This window comes from Roseburia sp. (assembly GCF_041325975.1).
Lineage (GTDB): Bacteria > Bacillota > Clostridia > Lachnospirales > Lachnospiraceae > Roseburia > Roseburia rectibacter.
Genome location: NZ_JBGLEJ010000005.1, coordinates 535788 through 560783, shown reverse-complemented (window position 1 = coordinate 560783; position 24996 = coordinate 535788). Strand labels below are relative to the sequence as shown.

Sequence of the window (24996 nt, the reverse complement as noted above, 5' to 3'; positions counted from 1 at the left end):
AACTTACTTAATTCTCATTCCAGTGCAGCAGTTCAAACCTGAGGCTCTCTAACAGTTCAGATTCCGGTACTTTCTTGTAAACTTCCCCGTGTTTGATGATAAGCCCTTCTCCGATTCCTCCGGCAATTCCGATATCCGCTTCTTTTGCTTCTCCTGGTCCATTGACCACGCAGCCCATAACCGCAACTTTGATATCAAGCGGAATATCTGCAACCATGTTTTCGACCTGGTTGGCAAGTCCGATCAGGTCAATTCTGGTTCTTCCACAGGTAGGACAGGAAACAACCTCAATGCCGCCCTTTCTCAGTCCAAGTGTCTTTAAGATCAGCTTCGCAGATTTGATCTCTTCTAATGGATCTCCGGTCAATGACACGCGGATTGTGTCTCCGATTCCCTGAGATAAGATCAGACCAAGTCCGATTGAGGATTTGATATTGCCGCTGATGATTGTTCCTGCTTCTGTGATTCCGACATGCAGTGGATGATCCGTTTTCTCCGCGATCAGTTCATGTGCTTTCACACACATCATAACATCTGAGGATTTGATACTGATGACAAGGTTATCATATCCCATATCCTCGATCATTTTTACTTTATCTAATGCGCTCTCCACGATTCCCTCGGCGGTCACACCGTGATATTTTTCTACAAGATCTTTCTCTAGGGAACCACTGTTAACACCGACACGGATCGGGATCTGGCGCTCTCTTGCTGCATCTACGACTGCCTGCACACGCTCCCTGCTTCCGATATTTCCCGGATTGATACGGATCTTATCCGCACCATGCTCGATCGCTGCGATCGCCAGACGGTAATCAAAATGAATATCAGCCACAACCGGGATCGTTACCTGTTTTTTTATCTCTGTCAGTGCTTCTGCAGCTTCCATGGTAGGTACTGCGCATCTTATGATATCACAGCCTGCAGCAGCAAGTTTATTGATCTGTGCCACTGTCGCTGCAACATCCTCTGTCTTTGTATTTGTCATTGACTGGATCAGGATTGGATTGCCGCCTCCGATCACCTTAGAACCGATTTTTACTGTTTTTGTTTTCACTGTCATTTCACCTCTACATGAAAATTTTTCGGATATCGTTAAACATTACGACCACCATCAAAAGCATCAATAGCATAAGCCCTACAAAATGCACCATGCCCTCTTTATCCGGAGCCACCTTTTTGCCCCGGATCGCTTCAACGATCAGAAATACAAGTCTTCCACCGTCCAGTGCCGGAAGTGGCAGCAGATTCATGACACCAAGGTTTGCGGAAATTAAAATGGAAATATAGAGCATCTGTAAAAATGCCGCATAATAACCATAGGAAACACTCTCCTCATAACTGTCACCGATCGCATCGACCAGACCTACCGGACCGCTCATATCATTTAAGGTAACACCACCCGTGACAAGCATTTTCAAACTTCCAAGAGTTGTATCGATCCAGTATTTTACTTCATAACCGCTGTATAAGAAATTCTTAAAAATATTTCCTTTTTCCACTTCACCGCCGACAAAACCATAACGGTATCTGCCAAGTTCTTCATCAAATAACGGTGTCAGATCTGCCGTATATCTTTTCCCATCACGCTCATAAGTTACTTTGACAGTCTCACCGGCATGAAACATTGAGTAGGAACTGACCTCTCTGTAAAAATGAATATGTTTTCCGTTCATCTTTACAATGACATCCCCCGCCTGCATTCCTGCCTGCTCTGCTGCAAATCCCTCACTGACCTGCGTTATCTTAGGAATATCATATCCGTTGCATGAAAGAAGGATGAATGAAAAAAAGAATGCCATGATAAAATTAAAGACCGGTCCGGCAGCGACCACGCTGATCCTTGCCCATACAGACTTTTTCCCAAACGCTCTGTCATCGCTGCTTTCACCGTCCTCGCCCTCCATCATACAGGCACCGCCAAACGGAAGCAGTTTCAGGGAATATTTTGTTTCCCCCTTCGTCACACCAAAGATCGTCGGTCCGAGTCCAAGACAAAATTCATTGACACGGATTCCATTTGCCTTTGCGAGTGAAAAATGCCCCAGTTCATGAAATATAATAATGATACTAAAGATCAATAATGCAATAATAATTTTCATCCGTTTCTAATACCTTTCCATTCTGCATTTATACCCATTTCTGTTCAATATACTCATATACTGCCTGTTCTGTTTCTAATACCTCATCCAGACTCGGATCATTTTTATAAGCCACATATTCCATGCAGTCCTCAATGATTTCCGTAATCTGCGGATAACTGATCTTCCGATCTAAAAACATTGCCACCGCCCGCTCATTTGCTGCATTAAATACCGTTGGCTGGCTGCCGCCCTTTCTCATTGCATCGTAAGCTAATGCCAGACCTTTAAATGTCTTTGTATCCGGTCTCTCAAACGTCAGGCTTCCCAGTTCAAAAAGATCAAGTCTTTTACCTGACATTTTTCTGCGCTCTGGATAATAAAGTGCATACTGGATCGGCAGACGCATATCCGGTGTTCCAAGCTGTGCGATCACTGCCCCGTCCTCATACTGCACAGCAGAATGGATCACACTCTGTGGATGAACGACCACTTCAATCTGATCTAATTCCACCCCAAAAAGCCACTTTGCCTCCATAACTTCAAGTCCTTTATTGACAAGTGTGGATGAATCTATTGTTATCTTTCTTCCCATTGACCAGTTCGGATGCTTTAGGGCATCTTCCACTTTCATCCCTGCAAGATCAGCCGTACTTTTTCCACGGAATGGTCCACCGGATGCTGTCAGCAGTATCTTTTCAATACGATTGCCCGCATTTCCCTGCAGCGACTGGAAAATTGCACTGTGTTCGCTGTCCACCGGAAGGATGGGCACATGATATTCTTTTGCTAATGGAATAATAATATGCCCTGCCGTTACCAGTGTTTCTTTATTTGCAAGGGCAATTTTTTTACCTGCCTTAATTGCAGCAACTGTCGGCCGGATTCCCATCATGCCAACGATCGCAGTAACTAAAATCTCACTCTCCGGATGAACTGCCACATCGATCAGTCCCTCCATCCCTGAAACCACTTTCGTATCTGTGTCTGCTATTTTAATCTTCAGTGCTTCTGCAGCTTCTTCCTTGAACACACATACCAGTTTTGGAGAAAACTCCCTGACCTGCTGCTCTAACAATGTAATATTGCTTCCTGCTGCAAACGCAACAACCTCAATATCCTTCTGTTCTCTTACGATATCAAGTGTCTGCGTACCTATCGACCCCGTCGAACCTAAGATTGCTATTTTTTTCATATCCGTATCCTCTGTTTACAATACAATAAAATTTGCTGCAAGGAAATAAATCATCGGCGCCGTAAAGATCACACTGTCAAAGCGGTCTAAGATACCGCCATGACCCGGGATCAGCTTTCCGTAATCCTTGATCTCATAGTTTCTTTTGATTGCAGAGGCAGTCAGATCACCCACCATGGAAATCAGCGCTCCAACCGCACTGATTGCCGCCATGATCCACACATGCTGCATGGTAACACCCATCGCATTTTTAAAGATCATGCCATAAATGACAGTTAAAAGTGCAGCTCCAACTACTCCGCCAATTGCTCCCTCAACAGACTTTTTCGGACTTAATTTTGGAGACATCTTATGTTTTCCGATCAGCATGCCTACACAGTACGCACAGGTATCGCATCCCCACGAACACAAAAAGATCAGCCAGACAATATAAGTGCCTGCGTTAAGCATCCTTGTCTGGTATACATAAGAAAGCATCACAGCAACATAAAACACTCCAAAAAATACAGCCAGCATCTGCTCTGTCTTATATTTCGGATAGGTAAAGACATAAACAAACATAAGTGCCATCAGAAAGCCTAAAACAACTACCATAATATCCGGCAGAAAATCCCATTTTAAATTACAGTAAAATACAGTTGCTGCAAGATAGCCCACGATTCCCGGTAATTCTTTTTCCACATGAAAAATCCTGTACAATTCGAACATCCCGATATACGAAATGAGTAATGTCGAAAAGAGTAATACATCTCCCCCTGTGATAATAAGCACCAATGCGGCTGCAACTAACACAATGCCGCTCAACAGTCTTGTTTTAAACATATACGAAAACCTGCCCTTTCCTCTTTCAGTTTATTTGGATTCCTCTGTCAATCCACCAAATCTTCTGTCTCTCTTATTATACGCTTCTACAGCTTTTTCTAATTCCTCTTTTCCAAAATCCGGCCATGGTACATCCGTGAAATAAAATTCGCTGTACGCAAGCTGCCACAACAGATAATTTGAAAGGCGCTGTTCTCCACTTGTCCGGATCAGAAGATCCGGGTCCGGAATCCCTGCTGTATCCAGATATGACGCAAACACATCCTCATTTAATTCTGATATCTGCCTTGTTCCATTCTCCATATCCTGATAAAGTTTTTTCATTGCACGGATCATTTCATCCCTGCTTCCATAATTAATAGCAATCTGTAAATTCAGGCCATCATTATTCGCAGAAGCTGCTTCCAGTTCTGTAATCTGTGCCTGGAACCGGTCACTTAAACGTGTGGTATCTCCGATCACACGCACACGCATATTATTTTTGTCTGCTGTTTTGATACAGTTCTTCAGATAACTTTCGAGAAGCTTCATGAGCGCTGCCACTTCTCCCTCAGGTCTGTTCCAGTTTTCTGTTGAGAAAGCATACAGTGTCAGATATCTGATTCCCATATCATGTGCTGCTTTGCAGACTGTTTCCACATTTTTTGCTCCGACTGTATGTCCATAATTTCTTGGCATTCCCTTACTTTTCGCCCATCTTCCGTTTCCGTCAAGGATAATTGCTACATGCTGTGGAATTTTCATTTTGATCCTCCGTTCCTGCCTACTTTTCATGAAAAAACATTTTCATTTCATAAAGCGAAAATGAGGACACGCTTTTGTCATGTCCTCACCTCTATATTCTACACAAAAATCCTTAAACTGTCAGGATCTCTTTTGTTTTTGCCTCAACAGACTTATCGATCTCAGTGATATATTTATCTGTCATTTTCTGTGCGCCGTCCTCTAACTCTTTCACTTCGTCCTCGGACACATCTGCAGACTTACTTAATTTCTTGAAAGAATCATTGGCATCACGACGGATATTACGAATTGCAACTTTTGCACTCTCACCTTTTTTCTTAACATCCTTTGCCAGTTCTTTACGTCTTTCCTCTGTGAGTTCCGGGAAAAGAAGACGAATCACTTTTCCATCATTGGTCGGGTTGATTCCAAGATCCGATGTTAAGATTGCCTTCTCGATCTCTTTTACCATGGATGCTTCCCACGGCTGGATCTGAATCATTCTCGGTTCCGGGACATTAACGTTTGCCACCTGCTGGATTGCTGTCGGTGTTCCGTAATAGTCAACTCTTAACTTGTCAAGGACATGCGGATTAGCACGTCCGGCACGGATGCTTCCAAACTCCTCAGACAGGTTATTCATTGTTTTCTGCATTTTTTCATCAAACTGAACTAATCTTTCATCCATATATTTTTCCATACCTTTCGCGGTTTTTATTGCAATAGAATGTATATTCTGTAAACATTCTGCTGTCATGAATTATACGGTTACTTTCGTACCATTAAAATCGCCTGTCATTGCCTTTACAATGCTGTTTTCCTCGTTCAGTCCAAAAACAAACATCGGCATTTTATTTTCCATACACATGATCGATGCAGTAAGGTCAACCACTGCAAGTTTGCGGTCAATAACCTCCTGTATAGATACCTCGCTGTATTTTACAGCGGAAGGATTGATCTTTGGATCGCTGTCATAAACACCATCAATTGCTTTTGCAAGGTAGATTCCCTCTGCCTCCATCTCGATCGCACGGAGCACAATGCCTGTGTCCGTTGAAAAATACGGATGTCCGGTTCCTCCTGCAAAAAATACGACCATTCCTTTTTCAAAATACTTATTTGCACGGTCTTTTGAAAACAGTTTTGTCATGCTTCCACACTCAAATGGTGTCAGGATCTGTGTTTTCATTCCAACGGAACGGAAAATTTCAGAAACATAGATACAGTTCATAACTGTCGCAAGCATTCCAATCTGATCCGCCTTTGTACGGTCAATCGTCTCACTGGTTCTTCCTCTCCAGAAATTACCTCCGCCGATCACGATGCCGACCTGAATGCCCTGATCTGTAATCTGTTTTACCTGTCGCGCCACTTCTGTAACAGTCGGCTCGTCAAATCCGGTATGTTTTTCACCGGCTAAAGCTTCACCGCTTAATTTTAAGAATACTCTCTTCATATTCGATTACTCATTTCCTTTCTGAGCATTACCATTGAACAGGCTCTGTACATCCACGTCAGAGTAGCACTGTGAGCAGAATCCTTCGATTACCGCACCATTGTTGATCTGTACAGAACGTGATTTGATGTTGCCCATAACAACTGCGGATGTATCCACAACAACCGGTCCCTGTACATCGATATCACCTTTGATTGCTCCGGCAATCACAGCAGAAGTAGATGTCACATTACCGATGATCACAGAACCAAGACCGATTTTAACGGTTCCTGTGCTGACAACCTCTCCCTCGATCTTTGCTGCATCTGCAAAAAACTCAGACGCACTGCTGTTTCCATTTACGACACCAGTTACAACTAATTTGCCGTTACATCCTACATTTCCTTCTACCTGTCCTCTTACATCTAAAGAACCGTTTGATACAATGTCACCTTTGATGATTGTTCCCTCTGTGATTACAGATACCTCATCAGATACCGGTGCGCTCTGGTTATTAGTTGCAGGTGCTGTTGTATTGTCAGCCATTTTTCTTTCCTCCTGGGTTGCTTTTGTAATATTTGAAACTGTTTCATTTTTTTCTGTTACAGGTGCTGCTGTTTTTTCCGGCTGTACACTTGCATGCTGTGCTGCCATTTCTGCGGCACTTCTTGCTGCGGCTGCTTTCTCAGCTTCCTGCTTTGTCACCTGTTCTAACAGACCATCCAGCTTGGAAAGTTCTGTCTCAACATCCACTTCGCCTTCTAACGTATTAACCTCAACGTCATCTTCGTTCGTGCTGGTTTCCAGGTTGTCATCTGCAGGCATCAGTTCATTGACTGCCTGTGAGAAGTCATCTTTAAAATCCTTGAAAAATCCCATGTTCATTCCTCCATTTATTCTCAGTTATTCCACTGTGTCTGCTTTCACATACTGAATAACCTGTGTATCTTCATCAATCGGTAATATTTGTGCGCCCATTCCCTCTAAAGCCTCAATCAAAGGTCCTAAAGCTTCTACCGTTGCTGACTTATCTTTCCCGTCATGCAGTAAAACCACCGACGTTTTATATTTTACTACATCATCTGTCACATTTTCAACTATTTCCTCAGATGTATACACAGTTGAAGCGCCATCTCCAGCCGATACATTCCAGTCATAATAGACAATTCCCTGCGTATTAAGATAATGGATAAAATAATCCATCGGCACATTACTGATGAGATTACTGCTTCCTCCCGGAAAACGATAATAAAAGCTGTCCACTCCTGTGGTCTGCTTTAAGAAATTCTTCAGTGTCATATAATCCTGCTCAAACGCTTCCTCTGACTGATAGATCACACTATACTGATTTGAATAAGAATTCATGCCAAGAGTATGCCCCTCATCTACAATCCTTTTATAAACAGGAATCATTTCTTCATCCTGGCTTCCATTCACAAAGAAAGTAGCTTTCACACCATATTCTTCTAATACATCTAAAATCTCAGACGTATGTTCAGACGGTACATTATCAAATGTTAAGTATACCTTATGTAAATCTCCGTCCGATGCCATATTATCTTCATCGGATATTCCCGTAGCCGGAGGTGTTACTTTATCCCAGGTCAGCTCCGTCTGCATAATTTCCGTATCTTCTGTTTCCTCTGCTATCACACCGCCACTCAGCTTTGCGGCAGCGCCTGCATTGACCTGATCTGTATTCTGTTCGCTGCTGCTTGTCACCAGCCGGTCTATCTTATGTTCCAGTGACACCATCTTAAAAAATAATGCCACGATCAGAATCATGGAGAGAACAATCCATCCTGCTACGATCAAGATAATACCGTTTCGGATCTTCGCAATCCTTTTTCTGCGTTTCCGCTGGTGATTCAGCATTTCTGAATCTTTATCCTGCATACAATACCCCCAAGGTAATCGTTAGTACCTATCTATTGTAACACATTTTTTTATTTTTCAAATAAAAAAGCGCAAAAAAATTGATTAATTTTTCCGCACTTTTTTTGTTATTGTCTGATTATTTTTATTTATCTTCTACTATTTTATTTTCCAAGCATATTTGCAATAAAAAAACCGCCAATAAAAAGTAATATTCCCAGCAAAAGCTGTCCAATCCCAATGGAAACAATATTCATTCCCGAAAGAACTGCGATCGGTGATGAAATGACCAGTCCCATAATCGCAAAATAAGTTCTTCTCTCCTGTTTTTTCAGGAGATATTCCACGAGTTTTGAAACAAGAAATATTCCCAGCACTACACCAATGCCAAACGGAATGAGAACTGCCGCACACGAAAACAGCACTTCCCACCTTAATCCCGGCAATGCAGCCAGGAATTCACTGATCCTGTTTATGACCGGCGTATAGTACCCAAGAGACATCAAAAGCATTGATCCACTGACACCTGGAATGACCATGGTCGCTGCAGCTACTGTTCCGACCAGAAATAAGGACATACTGCTCTGTATACCGGGCTCTAAAGAAACATCTGTTCCCTGTTTCCAAAACTGCATCCATACGACCAGTCCAAAGAACAGTAAAAACAGCAATATCTCCGAAACCGAAGCACGTTTTCCCATTACTTTTGGCAATAAAAGTGGTACTCCGCCAAAGATCAGACCAATAAATAACATTGCTGTCTCAAACGGAAATTCCAGAAAAAAATATCCGATCACAAACGACAATCCACCGATCCCACACAGCATCCCAACTGCATATGGCAGTAAAAACCTGACACTCCTCCAAAAATGTTTAGGCATTTCCGTCACAGCAGAGATCACATCCCCGTATATTCCCATGGAAACCATCATAGTTCCTCCACTGACACCCGGAATGATATTTGCAACACCGATTGCGATTCCCCGCAATACATCTTTTAAAAATGACATAATATTCCTCCAACTTCTGTTATTCTGCCAACCTTACTTCTGTCATCTCCTGTGCAATGTTTAATGCATGATCTCCGATTCTTTCAAAATCCGTGAGCATTTCCGTGTAGAGAACACTCCCTTCACCCGATGCCGTTCCTTCCTGTATCCGGTGCATCATACGATTTCTATAATCCTCTGTCATGTCATCCATCTTTTGTTCGAGTGCTGAGACACGACTTAATTCGTCGAGTGCCTCCATATTTTCATTTAAAAGCAGCGTCAAAAGTTCCTCGCAGGTCTGCTGCATCTGCAAAATTTCTTCCTTTACTTCTTTTGAAAATCTGACATCTTTTTCCTTCAGCCACTCAGAATATCCGCAAATATTCATTGCATGATCACTGATTCTTTCTATGTTGCTGGTCACTTTGAAATAGGCACTTAATATCCTGCTTCCCTGCGTATTTGTCTCATGTGCCATGTTTTTGGATATGTACTTTGAAATCTCTCGGTTTAAAAAATCCACGTACTCCTCTTTTTCTTCCACTTTCGGAATAAATCCATCATCACAGTTTAAAAATGCCGTAAAACTGTCAGAAACATTTTTCTTTGCGATCTCAAGCATTCTCGCTATCTCTTTGTGTGTCAGTTCGAAATTGATTGCTGATACGCCGATTTTCCCTTCCGTCACCGGTTTTGTATTTTTTAAATACTTTAAATACATTCCCTCCTCCGGCTCGTCCACATCCGGCAGAATCTTTTCTGCCAGTTTTGCCAGAAGATTTCCCGCCGGAAGCAATAATATTGTTGTTACAATATTAAACAGCGTATGCATATTTGCGATCTGCGCTGCCGGATTTGCAGGTGTAAGTCCTCCTACCCAGGAAGTCAGTGGCGTCAGCATACAGAGTATCGTAAAGACTGCTGTTCCTATGATATTAAATGAAAGATGGATGATCGTCGTCCGCTTAGCATTCCGGCCTGTTCCAATCGACGCTAACACTGCTGTAATACAGGTACCGATATTTTGTCCAAACAGCACATACACTGCTCCAGAAAAAGAAATCGCCCCACTTGCCGCAAGAGCCTGAAGGATTCCAACCGACGCTGATGAGGACTGGATCAATGCTGTAAAAACTGCACCTGCTAAAATTCCAAGCAGAGGATTGGAAAATTTTGTCATCATATCAATGAACGCTTTGGAATCCCGAAGCGGCATCATTGCTGTGCTCATCATTTCCATTCCAATAAAAAGAACACCAAGCCCTGCTAAAATACCTCCTATGTTTTTTACTTTTGGCTGTTTCAGAAAAACAACCAGCACAACACCTAAAAACGCAATAAACGGTGCGATCGCCCCGGCATCAAGTGCGATCAGCTGTCCTGTAATGGTCGTACCGATATTAGCACCCATGATCACTCCGACTGCCTGCCGCAATGTCATCATGCCGGAATTAACAAAACCTACAACCATAACTGTTGTTGCGGAGGATGACTGTATGATCGCAGTGATCACTGCTCCTACTAAAACACCTAAATACCGGTTCGTTGTCAGCCGCTCTAAGATCTGTTTCATCTTATTTCCGGCAGCAGCCTCCATCCCCTGGCTCATCATGTTCATTCCATACAGAAAAAGCGCCAGTCCTCCTAATAATGATGCAAATTCTTTTGCTCCCATTTTATCCCTCTTTTTTTAGTTATTACGGCATTTTCCGTTTTTCCTGCAAACACGTCATTGCCGCTTTTTACACACTCTTTTAACATATCAGACGTATTTTTTACCGTCAACCGGGATATCGGATTCTTAACGCTTCCTGTATTTTTTTTATGAAGTTTTTGTCAATTCTATGTAATGCCTGCATCTGCCAAATGTCATTATATTTGTTCCAGAAAGATGCTGTTTATTATATGCCTGCTCACAGAAAAAGTACTGCTGTCTCAAGACTCTCCAGCATAATCTTCTCACCCGGCAGAGCTTTTCTACCTGTATTTGACAGCAAAATTTCTTTTACCTCTCCCGGCAGCATCAACTCTGCCGCATCTTTTCCGTAATTTGCGATTACAAGTACTTTCTGTCCGTTTTCTTCTCCAATACGCATAAATCCAAATATTGTATCCGTATCTTCATAAACCGGTACTACTCTTCCATAAACAAAAGTTTCTTTAAATTCCGGTGATTTGCGCAGTGCGATCAGCTTTTTATAATAGGAAAGTACTGAGTCCTCCCGTCCTTCCTGCTCACGGACATTGATTTCTTTATAATTTGGATTCATTGCAAGCCAAGGCACATGTACACTAAAGCCTCCTTTTTCATCTGCACTCCACTGCATTGGTGTACGCGCATTGTCCCTGCTGTTTTCATAGCAGCATGCCAATGCTTCTTCTTTCGTACATCCTGCCTCGATTGCAACCTGATACTGATCTTTTGTACTGATATCATCATATTCTGAAATATCGTTTCTATGACAGTTTGTCATACCGATTTCCTGTCCCTGATAAATAAACGGGATTCCCCGAAGCAGGATTGAAGTTGTGGCAAGCATTTTTTTGCCCATTTCATTCTGCGCATAATCCGGAAGGTAACGGCTTGCGCCTCTCGGTTCATCATGATTTTCAATGATGTTTGCCTTAAACCCAATGCCCTCCATCTCTTTCTGGGAAGCGAACAAAATTTCTCGCCAGCGTTTAAAATCTATCTTTTTGCTGTCATACCATCCATGCTCACCATAGGTCAGTTCATGTGCAGAGAAATCAAACATGCTTGAGAAATGACCATCATCCCCGACAAACTCCCTTAATTCGTCCTCTTTCATATTAAATACTTCACCAACTGTAAAAGCGTCGTATTTCTCGAAAGTCTCATGTTTCATCTCCTCTAAAAATTCTCCGACGCCGTCTGTCTCTTCTACCATCTTCACACATGACACCAGACCATCATCCCCATCCGGTTCATAGGAAGGAAAACTTGTATCTTTCTTGATATTAATGATCGCATCAATACGGAATCCACCAAGTCCCTTATCTAACCACCAGTTGATCATCTTATATATCTTATCCCGTACTTCTTTGTTTTCCCAGTTCCAGTCCGGCTGTTCCTTAGCAAACATATGCAGATAGTATTTATCCGATCCCGGCACCGGCTCCCATGCCTTTCCACCAAAATAAGAACGATAATTGCTTGGTTCTTTTCCATCTTTTCCCTTTACAAAATAAAAATAATCTGCATAAGGTCCGTCCGGATCAGCTAAAGCCGCCTTAAAATATTCATGTTCACTCGAACAATGGTTTACCACAAGATCCATAACAATGTACATGTCACGCTTTTTTGCTTCGGCAAGCAGCTCGTCAAATTCTTCCATAGTTCCAAATTCTTCTGCAATCTTATAGTAATCAGATATATCATATCCCTGGTCAATAAACGGTGATTTATAAATCGGAGAAAGCCAGATGATATCAATGCCAAGTTCTTTTAAATAATCCAGTTTTGAGATAATTCCTCTCAGATCACCAATGCCGTCTCCGTTTGTATCCAGAAAACTCTTTGGATAGATCTGATATGCTACCTTGTCATGCCACCATTTTCTTTTCATTTTTTTCCTCCTGACACATTTTATTTCAATATTCTTTTTTATATTTTTGCATAATTCTGTTTTCTTTTTCAGCTGATGTAAATATTATATTCGATTTTTATTCGTTTTTCTTGCATTATGGTTGGATAATATTGTACAATACTGCTATCATAGCTGCCCGACAAATGCTGGTTTGTTTATGAAATAAATCATCTCCCTAAATGGTGTATCGTAGGCTTGTGAGTGGCATCTTGCGCAAAGCCGGAGTTAATTTTGGTTCCATTGTACGAAAATAAGAAAAGTCTAAGTGTGTCTGAGTTAGATTTTCTTGGAGTGACGTGAACGGCAACAACGAGTCATCCATGACTCGATGCTGCCTTGTTCTGCCATCCGTGGCAGAACATCACTGTGTACCTACAGACACACTAAGATTTTCTAATTTTCTCCCAAAGTCACAAAATCAGCTCCGGCTTTGCGCAAGATGCCAGCCTCCAGGTTATGAAACACCATTTGGGTGGGCGGTTCATCTCAAAATCTAGGGGCGTAAATGCGGATTTTCCAGTATTATCAAACCAATAATAATCTATTAAACATAGTTATTTTGAAATATTTTTTTATCAGATTCAGACACAAAACACTAAAAATTTACACCCGCCAAAGTTGTAAAATGAGTTCCCCGACGAAGGGTGGTTCACAGCCTTACGGCTGGCAAATTGCATCAAGCCGGGATCCGTTTTGTGACTTTGGGAGAAAATTAGAAAGTCTTTGTATGCCTGTTCACAATACAGTGTTGTGCTGCCACGGACGGCAGCACAAGTCTTAATGTGCCCGGATGGCACATTTAAGACGCACACGTCACTCCGCCACAATATAAATCAGGCATACTTAGACTTTCTTATTTTCGTACAACGGAACAAAACGAGTCCCGGCTTGATGCAATTTGCCAATCGAAAACCCCCGGAACCACCCTACACAGGGCAACTCATGCTTGGATATATTGTGTATTTTCAGGTAGTAAAAAAGCTGGCAGCAGATTCGCATATACAGACCAAAATCTGCACCGGCAGAATGGAGTTTTTATGGCAATCAGTTTATCTTTAGACCAAAAAGAAAAAGCAAAACACGGTGAACAGCTCTTTCCTCTGCAATGCTATGTCACAAACCTGTCTGCCACCTGTCCGGCAGTCACTGCGCACTGGCACGATGAGGCTGAGTTTACAATGATTACAAACGGAGGCTGTACCTATCAGATACAGCTTTGTCCCTATTCTGCAGATGTGGGAGATCTTATATTTGTACCACCTTTAGTCCTTCATTCTATCCACGCTGACACAGATCCGGTAATGACTTCCGAAACATATGTTTTTCATATGAATTATCTTGGCATGGGAAACGCGGATATCTGTGCAGTCAAATATCTCGCGCCGCTTGCAATGCAAAAATTAATTCCTCCTTATATCATAAAAAAAGAACATCCCATCTATGGAGACGCCCTGTCGATTTTTCAAAGGCTTAGTCAGCTTTATCACAGTAAATCCATTGGTTATGAACTGAAGATCAAGTCTCTCCTTTTAGAACTGATCGCTCTGCTGCTTCCTTTCTGTCAGGAAGATTCTGCATTTTCCCAGCTTTCCAATGAACACACCAGCAAACTGAAAGCCGTGTTAGAATTCATTGAACAGCATTATGCTGAGCCTTTATCAATCGCCGATCTCGCATCCATCTGCTGTTTCAGCGAATACCATTTCATGCGTTTTTTCAAAAAATATATGGGAGAATCTGCCATGGAGTATGTACGGAATATCCGACTGGAAAAAGCGGCAGAGCTATTCGAACAGGGTGCGGAATCCTCTCTTGAGGTCTCACTTTCCTGTGGATTTAATAATTTATCCTATTTTCATCGGGAATTTAAAAAGAAATATGGAATGACACCAGGAACTTTCCAGCGGAAGATCAATATTTAGAGTCAAAAATAACCCTTATAAATGATGTCTGCATCATTCATAAGGGTTATCAATATGTTCAGGAACTTAGCACAATATCAAATTAAGCATTCATCTGAGCTGCAACTTCTGCTGCAAAATCTTCCTGTTTCTTCTCAAGACCTTCACCAGTCTCAAAACGAACAAATCTCTTAACTTTTACAGTACATCCAGCTGCTTTAGAAACCTCTTCAAGGTATTTAGCAACGGTCTGTTTTCCATCCTCAGCTTTTACGTATACCTGATCTACTAAGCATACTTCTTTTAACTCTTTGCTGATACGTCCTTCGATCATACCGTTGATAACTTTCTCCGGTTTCTGAGACTCTTTCGGATCGTTCATGATCTGAGCTAAAAGAATCTCTTTCTCATGTGCGATATAATCAGCACTTACTTCGTCTCTGGAAACGTATTTTGGATTTAAAGCTGCGATCTGCATTGCAATGTTAACCATAGCCTCTTTTACAGCATCATTAACAACATCAGTATCAGCGTCTACGATAACACCGATTCTTCCGCCGCCATGTACATAAGAAACTACGCAGCCATGCTCAGCAACAACTTTCTCAAATCTACGAATCTTTAAGTTCTCTCCGATTACAGCTACTTTCTCTACTAATGCATCGTTAACAGTCTTAGAAGCATCCTCGTTCCATGCCTCTGCCATAAATGCATCCATATCTTTTGCATCAGAGTTTACAGCCTGAGTTGCTACTGCTTTTACGAAATTCTGGAATGTCTCATTCTTAGCAACGAAATCAGTCTCAGAGTTAACTTCAACAACTGCTGCTGTTGTATCATCTTTTACAACAACGGTGCAAAGACCCTCTGCTGCGATTCTGCTTGCTTTCTTCTCAGCCTTAGCCTGTCCGTTCTTTCTTAAGAACTCAACAGCCTCGTCCATATTTCCGTTAGTCTCGTTTAATGCTTTTTTACAATCCATCATACCTGCGCCAGTCATCTCACGCAGTTCTTTTACCATAGCTGCTGTAATAGCCATTTTTCAATCCTCCAAAATTAATTTGTTCTTATGCTTCCTCTACTGCTTCGTCAGCTGCTGCAGACTCTGCTTCTTCTGCAGTCATCTCTGCACCCTGATTAGCCTCGATAACAGCATCTGCCATCTTAGATACGATTAATTTAACGGCTCTGATAGCATCATCATTACCCGGAATTACATAATCTAACTCTTCCGGATCACAGTTTGTATCAGCGATACCAATTAATTTGATTCCTAATGTATGAGCTTCCTGGATACAGATTCTTTCTTTCTTAGGATCTACAACGAAGATTGCATCCGGGATCTTTTTCATTTCCTTGATACCACCAAGGTTTTTCTCTAATTTCTCCCACTCTTTTTTCAGTGCGATAACTTCTTTCTTTGGTAATACTTCGAAAGTACCATCTGTTGCCATTGTCTCGATCTCTTTTAATCTTGCAATACGGCTCTGGATAGTTCTGAAGTTGGTCAGCATACCACCTAACCATCTCTCATTTACATAGAACATTCCGCAACGCTCTGCCTCAGTCTTGATTGCATCCTGAGCCTGCTTCTTTGTTCCTACGAAAAGAATTGTGCCACCTGCTGCTGCGATATCAGATACTGCTTTGTAAGCCTCATCTACTTTACCAACGGATTTCTGTAAATCAATGATATAGATTCCGTTTCTCTCTGTGTAGATGTATGGAGCCATTTTAGGGTTCCATCTTCTTGTCTGATGTCCAAAGTGAACACCTGCCTCTAATAACTGTTTCATTGAAATAACGCTCATGTTTCTACCTCCTGGTTTTTGTTGTTATAAAAAGCTGTGCGTCAGGCTTTTTATAAGTTGCTTCCATGTGTTTCATTCTTTCAGACGACCATCTGGCACCAGCCTGTCAGTCCACACATGTGTTTGTTTGGAATATTCTTTTTTATTCCGTCATAACCTTGCAAATTATAACATACGCCCCAACCAGAATCAAGTACTTTTTTCTGATTGGAGCGTATTTTTTATTTTATTCTATTTTATTGCTGCTGTTCCATCGGTCCGGCTTTTAAAATATTTGTAATTTCTTCATAAGATGCGTGATACGGAATCTGGTAGGTTCCAGCACTGATAAAGGAAGCATAACCAACTTCACTCAAATATTTGCGTAACCCTTCCGAATCATCGATCACACCATTGGCAGCAAGATTCTCACACATTGTTCTGCATACATCTCCACGGTTTACAACAAGCGTAAACGGTTCCTGCTGTGCTGGTTCTTCACTTTCTGCATTCTCTGTATCTTCTGACGGCGCATCCTGCTGTGTTTCTTCTGTTGCCTGCTCTTTTGGCACTTCTGTCTGCTGTTCTGTCTCCTGCTGTGCTTCTTCTGCTGCCACCTGCTGTTCATTTTTCTGCTGTGTTTCTTCCGGTTCTGTGGTTTCTGTCTCTGCAGCGACTACACTGTCCTGTTCCGGCATGATCATACCAAGCTGGGATGCCTTTTCAATGATCTGTGCATCTGTCATTTTAGGTTTCTGCATTGAAAAGCAGCTTACAAGAATAATTGTTGTGACAATGATACCTATACCAAGTCCTCTTAAATAATATTTTAGCTTCACGAATCTGTATCCCCTTTATAAAGTCCAAGTACAAGATTAACCTCTCCGAGTCCTACTCCTAGTGCTTTTGCAATCTCAACACTCTGCATTCCCTTTTTGCGCATTTCAAGAATCTTACCCGTGTGGTTTTCCTCTGTATCAGGATTTTCTTTCTTTTTTACGACTGGGATTTTCTGTTCTTTTGTTTCCACTTTTTCTTCTACGGACTCAGGCTTCGCCACAGGAACTGGCTCCGGTGCTTTTTTCTTTGACAACCCATCCTGTATACTCTTGACATTTGCTGCGATCTTCTGCAGATCAGTAGCAAGACCTGTCAGCTCTGCATGTTTGTCATTCAGCATATTATAAAGAAACATGATCTCATTATGGGTTTTATTCATGTTTTCCATGACTGTATCTGAATATTCACTGATGGCCATGATCTTTTCATTTGTTTCTTTTTCCAGTGCACGCTCCACTTGTTCCGAAGAAGCATCGATCTGTGTCTGAATTGCCTCCTCTACTTTACTGCTGGCATCTGACAGAGCACCGTCAATGATTCTGCCCAATTCGTCCTTACTTAACTCTGCAATCTTATTTAATTCGGATGGAGATAAGCGTTCCGTGATAAAAAAACTTCCAACCATAAAAACAACCCCCGTCAGAAGCAAAAAAAATACTATTCCCGTCATATCAACTATTACGCCTTTCGTTATATTTTGACATCAAAGCTGGTCCTGCGTTCCTTAACATGAACACTTCCTTCATCCTCTTCTGACTGACCATGCTTTTTTTTCTTTTTCCCACTACCGTTATAACTGTTATTTCCTTTTTCCCGGGCATCATATCGAAATTCCTGATTATCCTTCTGTTCCGGGTCCTGTACTTTGTGGGACAAATCAGATTCCTGTTTTTCCTGCCTTACCTCAATGTTATACTGATCTACGATCGGTCTGCTGTCCTCCGCATGCTTAATGTTGCCAATGTCCTGCGTTCGTTGTATCATTCCACTCAAATCAACTGGTCTTATCGACATAACATATCACCTCCGGACTCTTCTGTCAGTCAATCAGTATTCCCATATAGTTTCCCATCTTTTTACGCATTTTTAACAATGCCTTGGTATGAAGCTGCGAAACCCTCGATTCCGAGACTTCAAGGATGCTGCTTATTTCCTTTAACGTCAGATCCTCATAATAATATAATAAAATAACTTTTTTCTCTTTTTCTGTCAAAAGCTCCAGTGACTCCATCAGAACTTTTTTCAGTTCTTCTTCCTGAACAGACTCCTCGGGTTGGATGAAATGTGAATTATTTTTTGCATCCATCACAGGTTCTCCGCCCTGCTCCACAAATTCATTCAGTGAGATAACATTTGTGACATTTAACTGCGTCTGCCAGTCATTTAATTCTTCCTCACCGATTCCTAATTCTTTTGCTATTTCTTCATCCGAAGCATTTTGCCCTGTCTTAGTTTCGATCTGCTTGATCGCTTCCTCGATCTTCTTGCGTTTCTGCCGCACCGTCCGTGGAATCCAATCCATTTTTCTTATCTGATCCAATATGGATCCACGTATTCTTAAACTTGCATACGTCTCGAACTTTACATCTTTTCCACGATCAAATTTATCTATTGCGTCTATCAGTCCAAATATACCATAGCTAACCAGATCTTCATACTCTACGTTATATCCGAGATACATGCTAAGCCGTCCTGCCACAACCCGCACCAGTGGAGCATACTCGATAATAATTTTCTCCCGCAGCTCCGCGGAAGGATTTTTCCGATATTCCTCCCAGAGCTTTTCTTTTTCTACCGTTTTCATATGAAGCCCCCACGTTTCAGTTATTCGTCATCCTGTTCATCGCTTTCCTGCTCCGGTTCTGCCTGATCTTCTGACTCTGCCGGAGTTTCTTCACCATCCGTGGTTTCCTCTTCCATATCCTTAAAATTTTTATCAATCAACAGTTTTACAATCCCGCCAATAATATAAAACACAATTAAGACAACCAGCAGCATTTTTACAAATCTGCCGGTTTCCATATGTCCCGCCATTCCCGCAATACAGGCAACCAGTCCTGCCACAAGCATAACGATAGCTGGTATCGGCTTTGTTTTCATAATGCATCCATGCCTTTCTATCAGATAATCTTTAAAGGTTTGCCTACTGATTTGATATAAAACTCGCCTGTATCACAATGAAGTTCAACAGTACGACCATAATTAAGTCCTGTATCTTCTGCAACAAGCCTGATTCCAAGCTGCTTTAATTTTGCTTTTGCCGCCTCTGCATTTCGCGCACCAATATTACCAACATCTGACAAACCACTCACTTCAAACATTTTTGCACCGCCGGCAATTTTAGCGATCAATCTGCCCTTATTTGCTCCTGCCGCAATTACACGGCGTAATAATTCATCAATCCCTGTATCTGCAAACTTTGCGATATTGCTGTTATTTCTGACTTTTGTACTGTCCGGGAGCATATAATGAACCATTCCCCCAACTTTTGATACCGGATCATAAAATACCAGTCCAATGCACGAACCCAATCCCAAAGTTGTAATAACATCAGGGGCTTTACATATATTCAAATCTGCCATGCCCACTTTTATTACTTCGCTCATATATCCTTCTCCTTACAGTGAGATTCCAAGTGACGTTAATATCTTTTCATAGGACCCCTGCTCTGGCATCAATATAAAATATCCATTGATTGCCACGTCCGCACAGATCTCAGTCTGAATCAACAGTGCATTATCACCAAACTGTCCAAACTCAATGGCCGGCACACTTAAGATAGAAGCTGCCATATCTACGGCAATATAAGGAACAGACGGAGAAATCACAAGATTCGTCATAGAAGAAAGGGCTGACAGATAAGAACCTGCAATAATATTTCCTATTTCTTTTAACGCAGATAATTCCATTTCATCAAATGGTTTATCTGCCGGCACATCTTCCATCATCAGTTTGTTAACAAGATAACGTGCCGATGGAATATCTACCAGAAACATCATACTACCTTCGATGTCATTCAGCACCTCTAAGAAAATGCCAACAATTGTTTCATCCTCCGCTCCGACAGCCGTTCCTAATTTTGAAACTTCCATCAGTTTTACGTTCGGGACATTCATGTCGATTTTCATGCCAAGCATATTTGCAATTGCGGTAGTTGCATTTCCTGCACCGATATTACCAATCTCTTTTAAGACATCGAGATACATATTATTTACGTCTTCCAACGTTAAATTTCCCATGAATTGCTGATTCTCCTCTCATTTTGCACATCAGATAAAGATCCGGTGGGATTTTATGTTTCATAAAACCCCACCTTTTCATTAATTATTTTCCTCCACAAGTGCATTGATCTCAAGCAGGGAAATCAGCTGATCTCCATGCTTTCCGATTCCATTGATAAATCTTCCTTTGTTAGAAACTTTATCAATTTCATCTTCACTTAAATTTACAACTTCTCTTACTTCATCTACGATGACACCTAAAGAAGCATTTTCCTCTAATTTTAAGATAATGATTCTGCTTGCATTTGTCAGCACATCATCTTCAAGTCCCATTTTTTTGCGTACACTCATAACCGGAACAACCTCACCACGAAGATTGATCACACCTTTAAAATATGTCTGTACTTTCGGAACTCTTGTAATTTTCTGCATGCGGACAATGTTATCAATATAGCTGATATCAATTCCATACTGTTCACTGCCCACCATGACAACGATATATTGTTTGGATTCTTTTTCCGTTGTTTCAAGATTATTATTTGCCATGCTAAGTACCCTCCATTACATTAACGTATTCACATCTAAGATCAATGCAACTTCGCCATCTCCGAGGATGGTTGCACCACTGATCAGCTTGTTATTGTCAATGTATTTTCCAAGTGACTTGATTACGATTTCCTGCTGTCCGATCAGGTTATCAACTACAAGACCCGCCATGCTGTCACCTTTCGTTACAATAACAACGGTCAGGCTTTCCGGTTCTTCCCTTGGCTCAAGATCAAGCACTTTATCGAGCCGTACTAATGGGATAACCTTGCCACGCAGATGAATTACTTCCTGTGCCTCCACATACTTGATATCCTTAACCGGAATATCCTCAATATTGGAGATGGAACCAAGTGCGATCGCATATTTTTCATCTCTTACCTCTACCATCAGAGCCTGGATAATTGCAAGAGTAAGCGGCAGACGTACTGTAAAAGTTGTACCCTCACCCATTGCTGTCTTAACTTCAACATCACCACCTAATGCTTCAATGTTGGATTTTACTACATCAAGTCCAACACCTCGTCCTGAGATATCGGTAATTTTTTTGGACATTGAGAAACTTGGAAGGAACAGGATATTGATAATATCTTTCTGGCTCATGCTCTCAGCCTGTTCTTCTGTAATAATGCCTCTCTCGATTGCTTTATCACGTACTGCAGCCACATCAATACCGGCACCGTCATCTCCGACCTGGATGATGACATTATTGCCTTCCTGGAATGCATTTAAGAAAATGCTTCCCACTTCCGGTTTACCGAGAGCAATACGTGTTTCGTTATCCTCAAGACCATGGTCAGCAGAGTTACGCAGTAAGTGCTGCAGAGGATCACCGATCTGGTCAACAACCGTACGGTCAAGCTCTGTATCCTCACCAGTCATGTAAAGCTCCATCTTTTTGTCCAGCTTTCTTGACAGGTCACGGATCATTCGAGGGAATTTATTTACAACGCTCTCGATTGGAACCATTCGAACTTTCATAACCGACTCATGAAGATTGGTTGTAATACGCTCAAGATATTCAATCTGCTCATGATAAGTCTGATTCTGGAAATCACCGGACTCTGTGGAGCCAATCGCAACAAGACTGTTCTTTGCAATAATAAGCTCTGATACCTGGTTCATTAATGCATCCAGTTTTTCAATATCAACACGTACCGTTCTGTTTGTAACTGGTTTTGCAACAGTCTGTTTTTTATTATTCTGTGCTGCCGGAGCCTTCGCCGGTGCTGCTTTTACTTCCGGAGCCGGTGCTGTCTCTGCCTGAACCGGTGTCTCATTCTTTGCTGCCTCTTCTGCTGCAGCCTTTTCTGCCTGTGCCTGTTTTTCTGCAAGCACGTCACATTTTACCTCTTCGCCGACTACTTTTTCAATTTCAGATACAGACTGTGCTGCCTGTAAAATTTTATCGAATGCTTCCTCGGATGCGATAAAGAAACTGAAATCATTTTCAAAATGCTCGTCCTCAATTTCCTGAGATGTCGGGTTGTATACAAGAATCTGTCCAAACTCTTCTACAGCCTTAAACACCAAAAACGCACGTGCTGCCTTTAAGAGACATTCTTTCTGAATATATACGGTCATTCCATAAATATGTAAACCATTATTCTCAGCCTCCTTTAACTTTGTACGGTCTGTCTCGTTCAGTTCAAATTCAAAATACTTCTTTTCACCATTCTTAGCTGCTTCATCTGTATTTTCTTCTTTTGGTGCCGGAGCAGCTTCTTCTGCTTTTTTCTCAGCATTCTCTTCACCGGCGATAAAATCATTCAATTCTTTGATGATCAGTTCATTATCTTCTGTTCCCTCGTCAGAACTTGCTTTTACATTGTTCAGATAGCTTTCAATGGCATCTAAGCATTTAAAAAGAAGATCGATCATATTACTGTTAACTTTAACTTTATCACTTCTGACTTCCTGAAAAACATTTTCCATATCATGGGTCAGTCGCTGCATGCGCTTAAATCCCATGGTACCTGCCATACCCTTTAAGGAATGGGCTGCACGGAAAATTTCATTTATAGTATCCATATTTTCCGGTTCTTTTTCAAGTTCCATAATGCAGTCACTTAAAGTCTGCAGATGTTCTTCTGTTTCATCAATAAAAATCTCAAGATATTGGCTTACATCCATATTACTGTACCCCCACATTCTTTGTTATTGTTTGAGCAACCTGTGTAAGAGGAACCACTTCATTTACCAGTCCGGTTTCAGCAATCGACTTAGGCATTCCGTATACCACACAAGTCTCGGCATTCTGCGATATCACATATACCGGCTTACTCTTTGCTAAGGATTTTATTCCCTTGGTACCATCTGCTCCCATACCGGTCAGTACAACACACACTATCTGATCATATCCACAGGTTCGCAACGAATCATAAGTAATGTCTGCACACGGTTTTAATCCGCCGATAGGAGGCAATTCATCATTGAGTCTGATTTTATGGCTTCCGTCAGGACTTTTCTTTATTTCCATATGCTTTCCGCCGGGAGCAATATATATCGTTCCCTTTTTGAGCACATCTCCATCTTCCGCCTCTTTGACATGTATGTCACTGACTTCGTTAAGTCTGTCTGCCATGGATTTTGTAAATCCTGCAGGCATATGCTGCACTAAAACCATTGGTGCATCCAGATTTTTAGGAAGATATGGAATCACACTCTGAAGAGCTTTCGGACCTCCCGTCGAACATGCCAATGCAACTAATTTATTTCTGCTTCGAACCGGCTCTGTGTTTCTGCGCAAGACTACTTTTTCCGGTGTTGCAGCCGATTTGCTGCCCAAAGCCATCTTCTGTGTTTTTAAAACTGCATTCAGCACTCCAAGAAGTTTACCCTTAAATGCTTCACCTTTTGCCTCGATCACATTCGTCGGCTTCGGCACAAAATCAACTGCCCCCCGTTCCATGGCAAGCATGGTAACTTCGGCATCCTTTGTAGTCGTAGTACTGACCATGATGACCGTAGCACGGATTTTTTCTTTTTGAAGCTGCTCTAATAAAGCAAGTCCATCCATCCGCGGCATATTAACATCCAATACCACACCGTCATATCTTTTTGCTCTTAATTTTTCAAGTGCATCCAGACCGTCTCTGCAGGTATCGATTGCCTGAAATGTTTCATCCGAATTAATAATATCACAGATCACCCTTCTCATGAGTGCAGAGTCATCAACAACAAGAATATTTTTTTTCATTTTTTTATCCTCTCACTGCCATTTTGCTGACGCATTCTTCTCTCTTCTTCGAAGATGTAACGAATAATTTCTTCCCTTACACGATCATTCTTGATACTGAATTTTGCACGCGACATAAATCCATATTCCGCCGCTGATTCTATTTTACCTGATTCTATCACATTTGCAACAATATAATACTGATTATCCATTGTCTGGCTCTTCAGCCTTAATTCTGCCAATATCCACGTACCAGGTTTCTGCTCCTGTTCTGTTGTAAAACGGATTCCTCCGCCACTTAAATCCATGATTTTTCCTTTTCGTTCTTTCTCATAAAAGTGTTCATCACGGATTTCTGAAAAAATAGCCTCCACACTGTCAAGCATAGCCTGTTCAGCCGTCAGTTCATAATATTTAAAATCGAGCAGACACGGAAATCTGAAGTATTCTCTCCGTTGAAATTTTTCCGGCTGGGATTTCAATTCCATCTCAAGCATATATATATTGTCTTTTTTATATCGTTCTTTTACCTGACCAACGGCTCGATACAGTGACTCGCGTGAGAAAAACACGAGTTCATAGCGGACACCAAGCTGTAATAATACCAGTTTACCCGCCTCCATTGGCATTGCTATCTCCATATTCCCATTTGAACGGAAATCAAGTACTTTACTCTTATATGTTTTAACAGTGACATCCGTTTTTTCTGCCTGTTCAACTTCCTGAAGAACACGGATATCAATCTTATCGCCTATACGTATAATGTCTGAAACCTTCATATCCATTCCT

At 41.6% G+C, this 24996-nt stretch carries 26 protein-coding genes; 1 reads left to right on the top strand and 25 read right to left on the bottom strand.

What is annotated here, in order from left to right; genetic code table 11:
- Positions 1-7 precede the first annotated feature (7 nt).
- The 12 genes from ispG to ACDD58_RS13975 all read right to left on the bottom strand — a co-directional run bounded on the left by ispG (position 8) and on the right by ACDD58_RS13975 (position 12710).
- Positions 8-1063, bottom strand: coding sequence for a flavodoxin-dependent (E)-4-hydroxy-3-methylbut-2-enyl-diphosphate synthase (gene ispG / locus ACDD58_RS14030; protein ID WP_186898835.1), 1056 nt, complete (start codon positions 1061-1063; stop codon positions 8-10).
- A 7-nt stretch (positions 1064-1070) separates the two neighbouring features.
- A complete protein-coding gene (rseP, locus tag ACDD58_RS14025) occupies positions 1071-2102 on the bottom strand; it encodes an RIP metalloprotease RseP (protein ID WP_186898836.1) in 1032 nt (343 codons plus the stop codon).
- A gap of 28 nt (positions 2103-2130) precedes the next feature.
- On the bottom strand, positions 2131-3276 hold the full coding sequence (locus ACDD58_RS14020) for a 1-deoxy-D-xylulose-5-phosphate reductoisomerase (protein ID WP_370778053.1): 1146 nt from the start codon (positions 3274-3276) through the stop codon (positions 2131-2133).
- A gap of 15 nt (positions 3277-3291) precedes the next feature.
- Positions 3292-4098: a phosphatidate cytidylyltransferase gene (locus tag ACDD58_RS14015; protein ID WP_370778051.1), complete on the bottom strand. Its 807-nt coding sequence runs from the start codon at positions 4096-4098 to the stop codon at positions 3292-3294.
- A 30-nt stretch (positions 4099-4128) separates the two neighbouring features.
- Positions 4129-4842 (bottom strand): isoprenyl transferase, encoded by a 714-nt coding sequence (locus ACDD58_RS14010; protein WP_243006828.1) that lies wholly within the window; start codon positions 4840-4842, stop codon positions 4129-4131.
- A gap of 112 nt (positions 4843-4954) precedes the next feature.
- Positions 4955-5509 carry a ribosome recycling factor gene (gene frr / locus ACDD58_RS14005; protein ID WP_370778048.1) on the bottom strand — a complete coding sequence of 185 codons (555 nt, stop codon included), beginning with the start codon at positions 5507-5509 and terminating at the stop codon, positions 4955-4957.
- Positions 5510-5581: 72 nt separating this feature from the next.
- On the bottom strand, positions 5582-6277 hold the full coding sequence (gene pyrH / locus ACDD58_RS14000) for a UMP kinase (protein WP_006858906.1): 696 nt from the start codon (positions 6275-6277) through the stop codon (positions 5582-5584).
- A 6-nt stretch (positions 6278-6283) separates the two neighbouring features.
- Entirely contained in the window at positions 6284-7135 is an 852-nt protein-coding gene (locus tag ACDD58_RS13995; RefSeq protein ID WP_118208919.1) for a polymer-forming cytoskeletal protein, read from the bottom strand.
- 24 nt (positions 7136-7159) lie between these two features.
- Positions 7160-8152, bottom strand: coding sequence for a polysaccharide deacetylase family protein (locus tag ACDD58_RS13990; RefSeq protein ID WP_370778046.1), 993 nt, complete (start codon positions 8150-8152; stop codon positions 7160-7162).
- Between the two features lie 143 nt (positions 8153-8295).
- Positions 8296-9141 (bottom strand): DUF368 domain-containing protein, encoded by an 846-nt coding sequence (locus ACDD58_RS13985; protein WP_186898841.1) that lies wholly within the window; start codon positions 9139-9141, stop codon positions 8296-8298.
- Positions 9142-9160: 19 nt separating this feature from the next.
- Positions 9161-10798: a Na/Pi cotransporter family protein gene (locus tag ACDD58_RS13980; RefSeq protein ID WP_186898842.1), complete on the bottom strand. Its 1638-nt coding sequence runs from the start codon at positions 10796-10798 to the stop codon at positions 9161-9163.
- Positions 10799-11036: 238 nt separating this feature from the next.
- Positions 11037-12710, bottom strand: a complete 1674-nt coding sequence (locus tag ACDD58_RS13975; RefSeq protein WP_370778042.1) for an alpha-glucosidase — start codon at positions 12708-12710, stop codon at positions 11037-11039.
- A 1058-nt stretch (positions 12711-13768) separates the two neighbouring features.
- On the opposite strand from ACDD58_RS13975, the gene ACDD58_RS13970 reads away from it, so the two are divergent.
- Positions 13769-14653 carry an AraC family transcriptional regulator gene (locus ACDD58_RS13970; RefSeq protein WP_118208923.1) on the top strand — a complete coding sequence of 295 codons (885 nt, stop codon included), beginning with the start codon at positions 13769-13771 and terminating at the stop codon, positions 14651-14653.
- An 82-nt stretch (positions 14654-14735) separates the two neighbouring features.
- Here the strand turns inward: ACDD58_RS13970 and tsf are convergent, their stop codons facing one another.
- The 13 genes from tsf to ACDD58_RS13905 form a co-directional block, all read right to left on the bottom strand.
- Positions 14736-15671 (bottom strand): translation elongation factor Ts, encoded by a 936-nt coding sequence (tsf, locus tag ACDD58_RS13965; protein ID WP_117921823.1) that lies wholly within the window; start codon positions 15669-15671, stop codon positions 14736-14738.
- A gap of 28 nt (positions 15672-15699) precedes the next feature.
- Entirely contained in the window at positions 15700-16443 is a 744-nt protein-coding gene (rpsB, locus tag ACDD58_RS13960; protein WP_022112309.1) for a 30S ribosomal protein S2, read from the bottom strand.
- A 236-nt stretch (positions 16444-16679) separates the two neighbouring features.
- On the bottom strand, positions 16680-17261 hold the full coding sequence (locus ACDD58_RS13955; RefSeq protein WP_118208924.1) for a hypothetical protein: 582 nt from the start codon (positions 17259-17261) through the stop codon (positions 16680-16682).
- Positions 17258-17887 (bottom strand): DUF6115 domain-containing protein, encoded by a 630-nt coding sequence (locus ACDD58_RS13950; RefSeq protein ID WP_243102834.1) that lies wholly within the window; start codon positions 17885-17887, stop codon positions 17258-17260. Before ACDD58_RS13950 ends, ACDD58_RS13955 begins: the two co-directional genes overlap by 4 nt.
- Before the next feature lie 65 nt (positions 17888-17952).
- Entirely contained in the window at positions 17953-18276 is a 324-nt protein-coding gene (locus ACDD58_RS13945) for a hypothetical protein (RefSeq protein WP_117921817.1), read from the bottom strand.
- A 25-nt stretch (positions 18277-18301) separates the two neighbouring features.
- Entirely contained in the window at positions 18302-19066 is a 765-nt protein-coding gene (locus tag ACDD58_RS13940; protein ID WP_117921815.1) for a FliA/WhiG family RNA polymerase sigma factor, read from the bottom strand.
- A 20-nt stretch (positions 19067-19086) separates the two neighbouring features.
- Entirely contained in the window at positions 19087-19362 is a 276-nt protein-coding gene (locus ACDD58_RS13935; RefSeq protein ID WP_117921813.1) for a hypothetical protein, read from the bottom strand.
- Between the two features lie 20 nt (positions 19363-19382).
- The gene (locus tag ACDD58_RS13930; RefSeq protein WP_117921811.1) at positions 19383-19868 is read right to left on the bottom strand and encodes a chemotaxis protein CheD; all 486 of its coding nucleotides are present in this window, start codon (positions 19866-19868) and stop codon (positions 19383-19385) included.
- Between the two features lie 12 nt (positions 19869-19880).
- Entirely contained in the window at positions 19881-20501 is a 621-nt protein-coding gene (locus tag ACDD58_RS13925) for a chemotaxis protein CheC (RefSeq protein WP_117921809.1), read from the bottom strand.
- 81 nt (positions 20502-20582) lie between these two features.
- Positions 20583-21029 carry a chemotaxis protein CheW gene (locus tag ACDD58_RS13920; RefSeq protein WP_006857472.1) on the bottom strand — a complete coding sequence of 149 codons (447 nt, stop codon included), beginning with the start codon at positions 21027-21029 and terminating at the stop codon, positions 20583-20585.
- A gap of 15 nt (positions 21030-21044) precedes the next feature.
- The gene (locus ACDD58_RS13915; protein ID WP_117921807.1) at positions 21045-23162 is read right to left on the bottom strand and encodes a chemotaxis protein CheA; all 2118 of its coding nucleotides are present in this window, start codon (positions 23160-23162) and stop codon (positions 21045-21047) included.
- A gap of 1 nt (position 23163) precedes the next feature.
- Positions 23164-24228: a chemotaxis response regulator protein-glutamate methylesterase gene (locus tag ACDD58_RS13910; protein WP_186898846.1), complete on the bottom strand. Its 1065-nt coding sequence runs from the start codon at positions 24226-24228 to the stop codon at positions 23164-23166.
- A complete protein-coding gene (locus ACDD58_RS13905) occupies positions 24225-24986 on the bottom strand; it encodes a flagellar brake protein (RefSeq protein ID WP_243094197.1) in 762 nt (253 codons plus the stop codon). Before ACDD58_RS13905 ends, ACDD58_RS13910 begins: the two co-directional genes overlap by 4 nt.
- Positions 24987-24996: the final 10 nt, after the last annotated feature.

Bases quoted from the DNA above. Each gene is read 5' to 3' on its own strand.
- ispG (WP_186898835.1), bottom strand. From the start codon at position 1,063: ATGACAGTGAAAACAAAAACAGTAAAAATCGGTTCTAAGGTGATCGGA.
- rseP (WP_186898836.1), bottom strand. From the start codon at position 2,102: ATGAAAATTATTATTGCATTATTGATCTTTAGTATCATTATTATATTT.
- ACDD58_RS14020 (WP_370778053.1), bottom strand. From the start codon at position 3,276: ATGAAAAAAATAGCAATCTTAGGTTCGACGGGGTCGATAGGTACGCAG.
- ACDD58_RS14015 (WP_370778051.1), bottom strand. From the start codon at position 4,098: ATGTTTAAAACAAGACTGTTGAGCGGCATTGTGTTAGTTGCAGCCGCA.
- ACDD58_RS14010 (WP_243006828.1), bottom strand. From the start codon at position 4,842: ATGAAAATTCCACAGCATGTAGCAATTATCCTTGACGGAAACGGAAGA.
- frr (WP_370778048.1), bottom strand. From the start codon at position 5,509: ATGGATGAAAGATTAGTTCAGTTTGATGAAAAAATGCAGAAAACAATG.
- pyrH (WP_006858906.1), bottom strand. From the start codon at position 6,277: ATGAAGAGAGTATTCTTAAAATTAAGCGGTGAAGCTTTAGCCGGTGAA.
- ACDD58_RS13995 (WP_118208919.1), bottom strand. From the start codon at position 7,135: ATGGGATTTTTCAAGGATTTTAAAGATGACTTCTCACAGGCAGTCAAT.
- ACDD58_RS13990 (WP_370778046.1), bottom strand. From the start codon at position 8,152: ATGCAGGATAAAGATTCAGAAATGCTGAATCACCAGCGGAAACGCAGA.
- ACDD58_RS13985 (WP_186898841.1), bottom strand. From the start codon at position 9,141: ATGTCATTTTTAAAAGATGTATTGCGGGGAATCGCAATCGGTGTTGCA.
- ACDD58_RS13980 (WP_186898842.1), bottom strand. From the start codon at position 10,798: ATGGGAGCAAAAGAATTTGCATCATTATTAGGAGGACTGGCGCTTTTT.
- ACDD58_RS13975 (WP_370778042.1), bottom strand. From the start codon at position 12,710: ATGAAAAGAAAATGGTGGCATGACAAGGTAGCATATCAGATCTATCCA.
- ACDD58_RS13970 (WP_118208923.1), top strand. From the start codon at position 13,769: ATGGCAATCAGTTTATCTTTAGACCAAAAAGAAAAAGCAAAACACGGT.
- tsf (WP_117921823.1), bottom strand. From the start codon at position 15,671: ATGGCTATTACAGCAGCTATGGTAAAAGAACTGCGTGAGATGACTGGC.
- rpsB (WP_022112309.1), bottom strand. From the start codon at position 16,443: ATGAGCGTTATTTCAATGAAACAGTTATTAGAGGCAGGTGTTCACTTT.
- ACDD58_RS13950 (WP_243102834.1), bottom strand. From the start codon at position 17,887: ATGGTTGGAAGTTTTTTTATCACGGAACGCTTATCTCCATCCGAATTA.
- ACDD58_RS13945 (WP_117921817.1), bottom strand. From the start codon at position 18,276: ATGTCGATAAGACCAGTTGATTTGAGTGGAATGATACAACGAACGCAG.
- ACDD58_RS13940 (WP_117921815.1), bottom strand. From the start codon at position 19,066: ATGAAAACGGTAGAAAAAGAAAAGCTCTGGGAGGAATATCGGAAAAAT.
- ACDD58_RS13935 (WP_117921813.1), bottom strand. From the start codon at position 19,362: ATGAAAACAAAGCCGATACCAGCTATCGTTATGCTTGTGGCAGGACTG.
- ACDD58_RS13930 (WP_117921811.1), bottom strand. From the start codon at position 19,868: ATGAGCGAAGTAATAAAAGTGGGCATGGCAGATTTGAATATATGTAAA.
- ACDD58_RS13925 (WP_117921809.1), bottom strand. From the start codon at position 20,501: ATGGGAAATTTAACGTTGGAAGACGTAAATAATATGTATCTCGATGTC.
- ACDD58_RS13920 (WP_006857472.1), bottom strand. From the start codon at position 21,029: ATGGCAAATAATAATCTTGAAACAACGGAAAAAGAATCCAAACAATAT.
- ACDD58_RS13915 (WP_117921807.1), bottom strand. From the start codon at position 23,162: ATGGATGTAAGCCAATATCTTGAGATTTTTATTGATGAAACAGAAGAA.
- ACDD58_RS13910 (WP_186898846.1), bottom strand. From the start codon at position 24,228: ATGAAAAAAAATATTCTTGTTGTTGATGACTCTGCACTCATGAGAAGG.
- ACDD58_RS13905 (WP_243094197.1), bottom strand. From the start codon at position 24,986: ATGAAGGTTTCAGACATTATACGTATAGGCGATAAGATTGATATCCGT.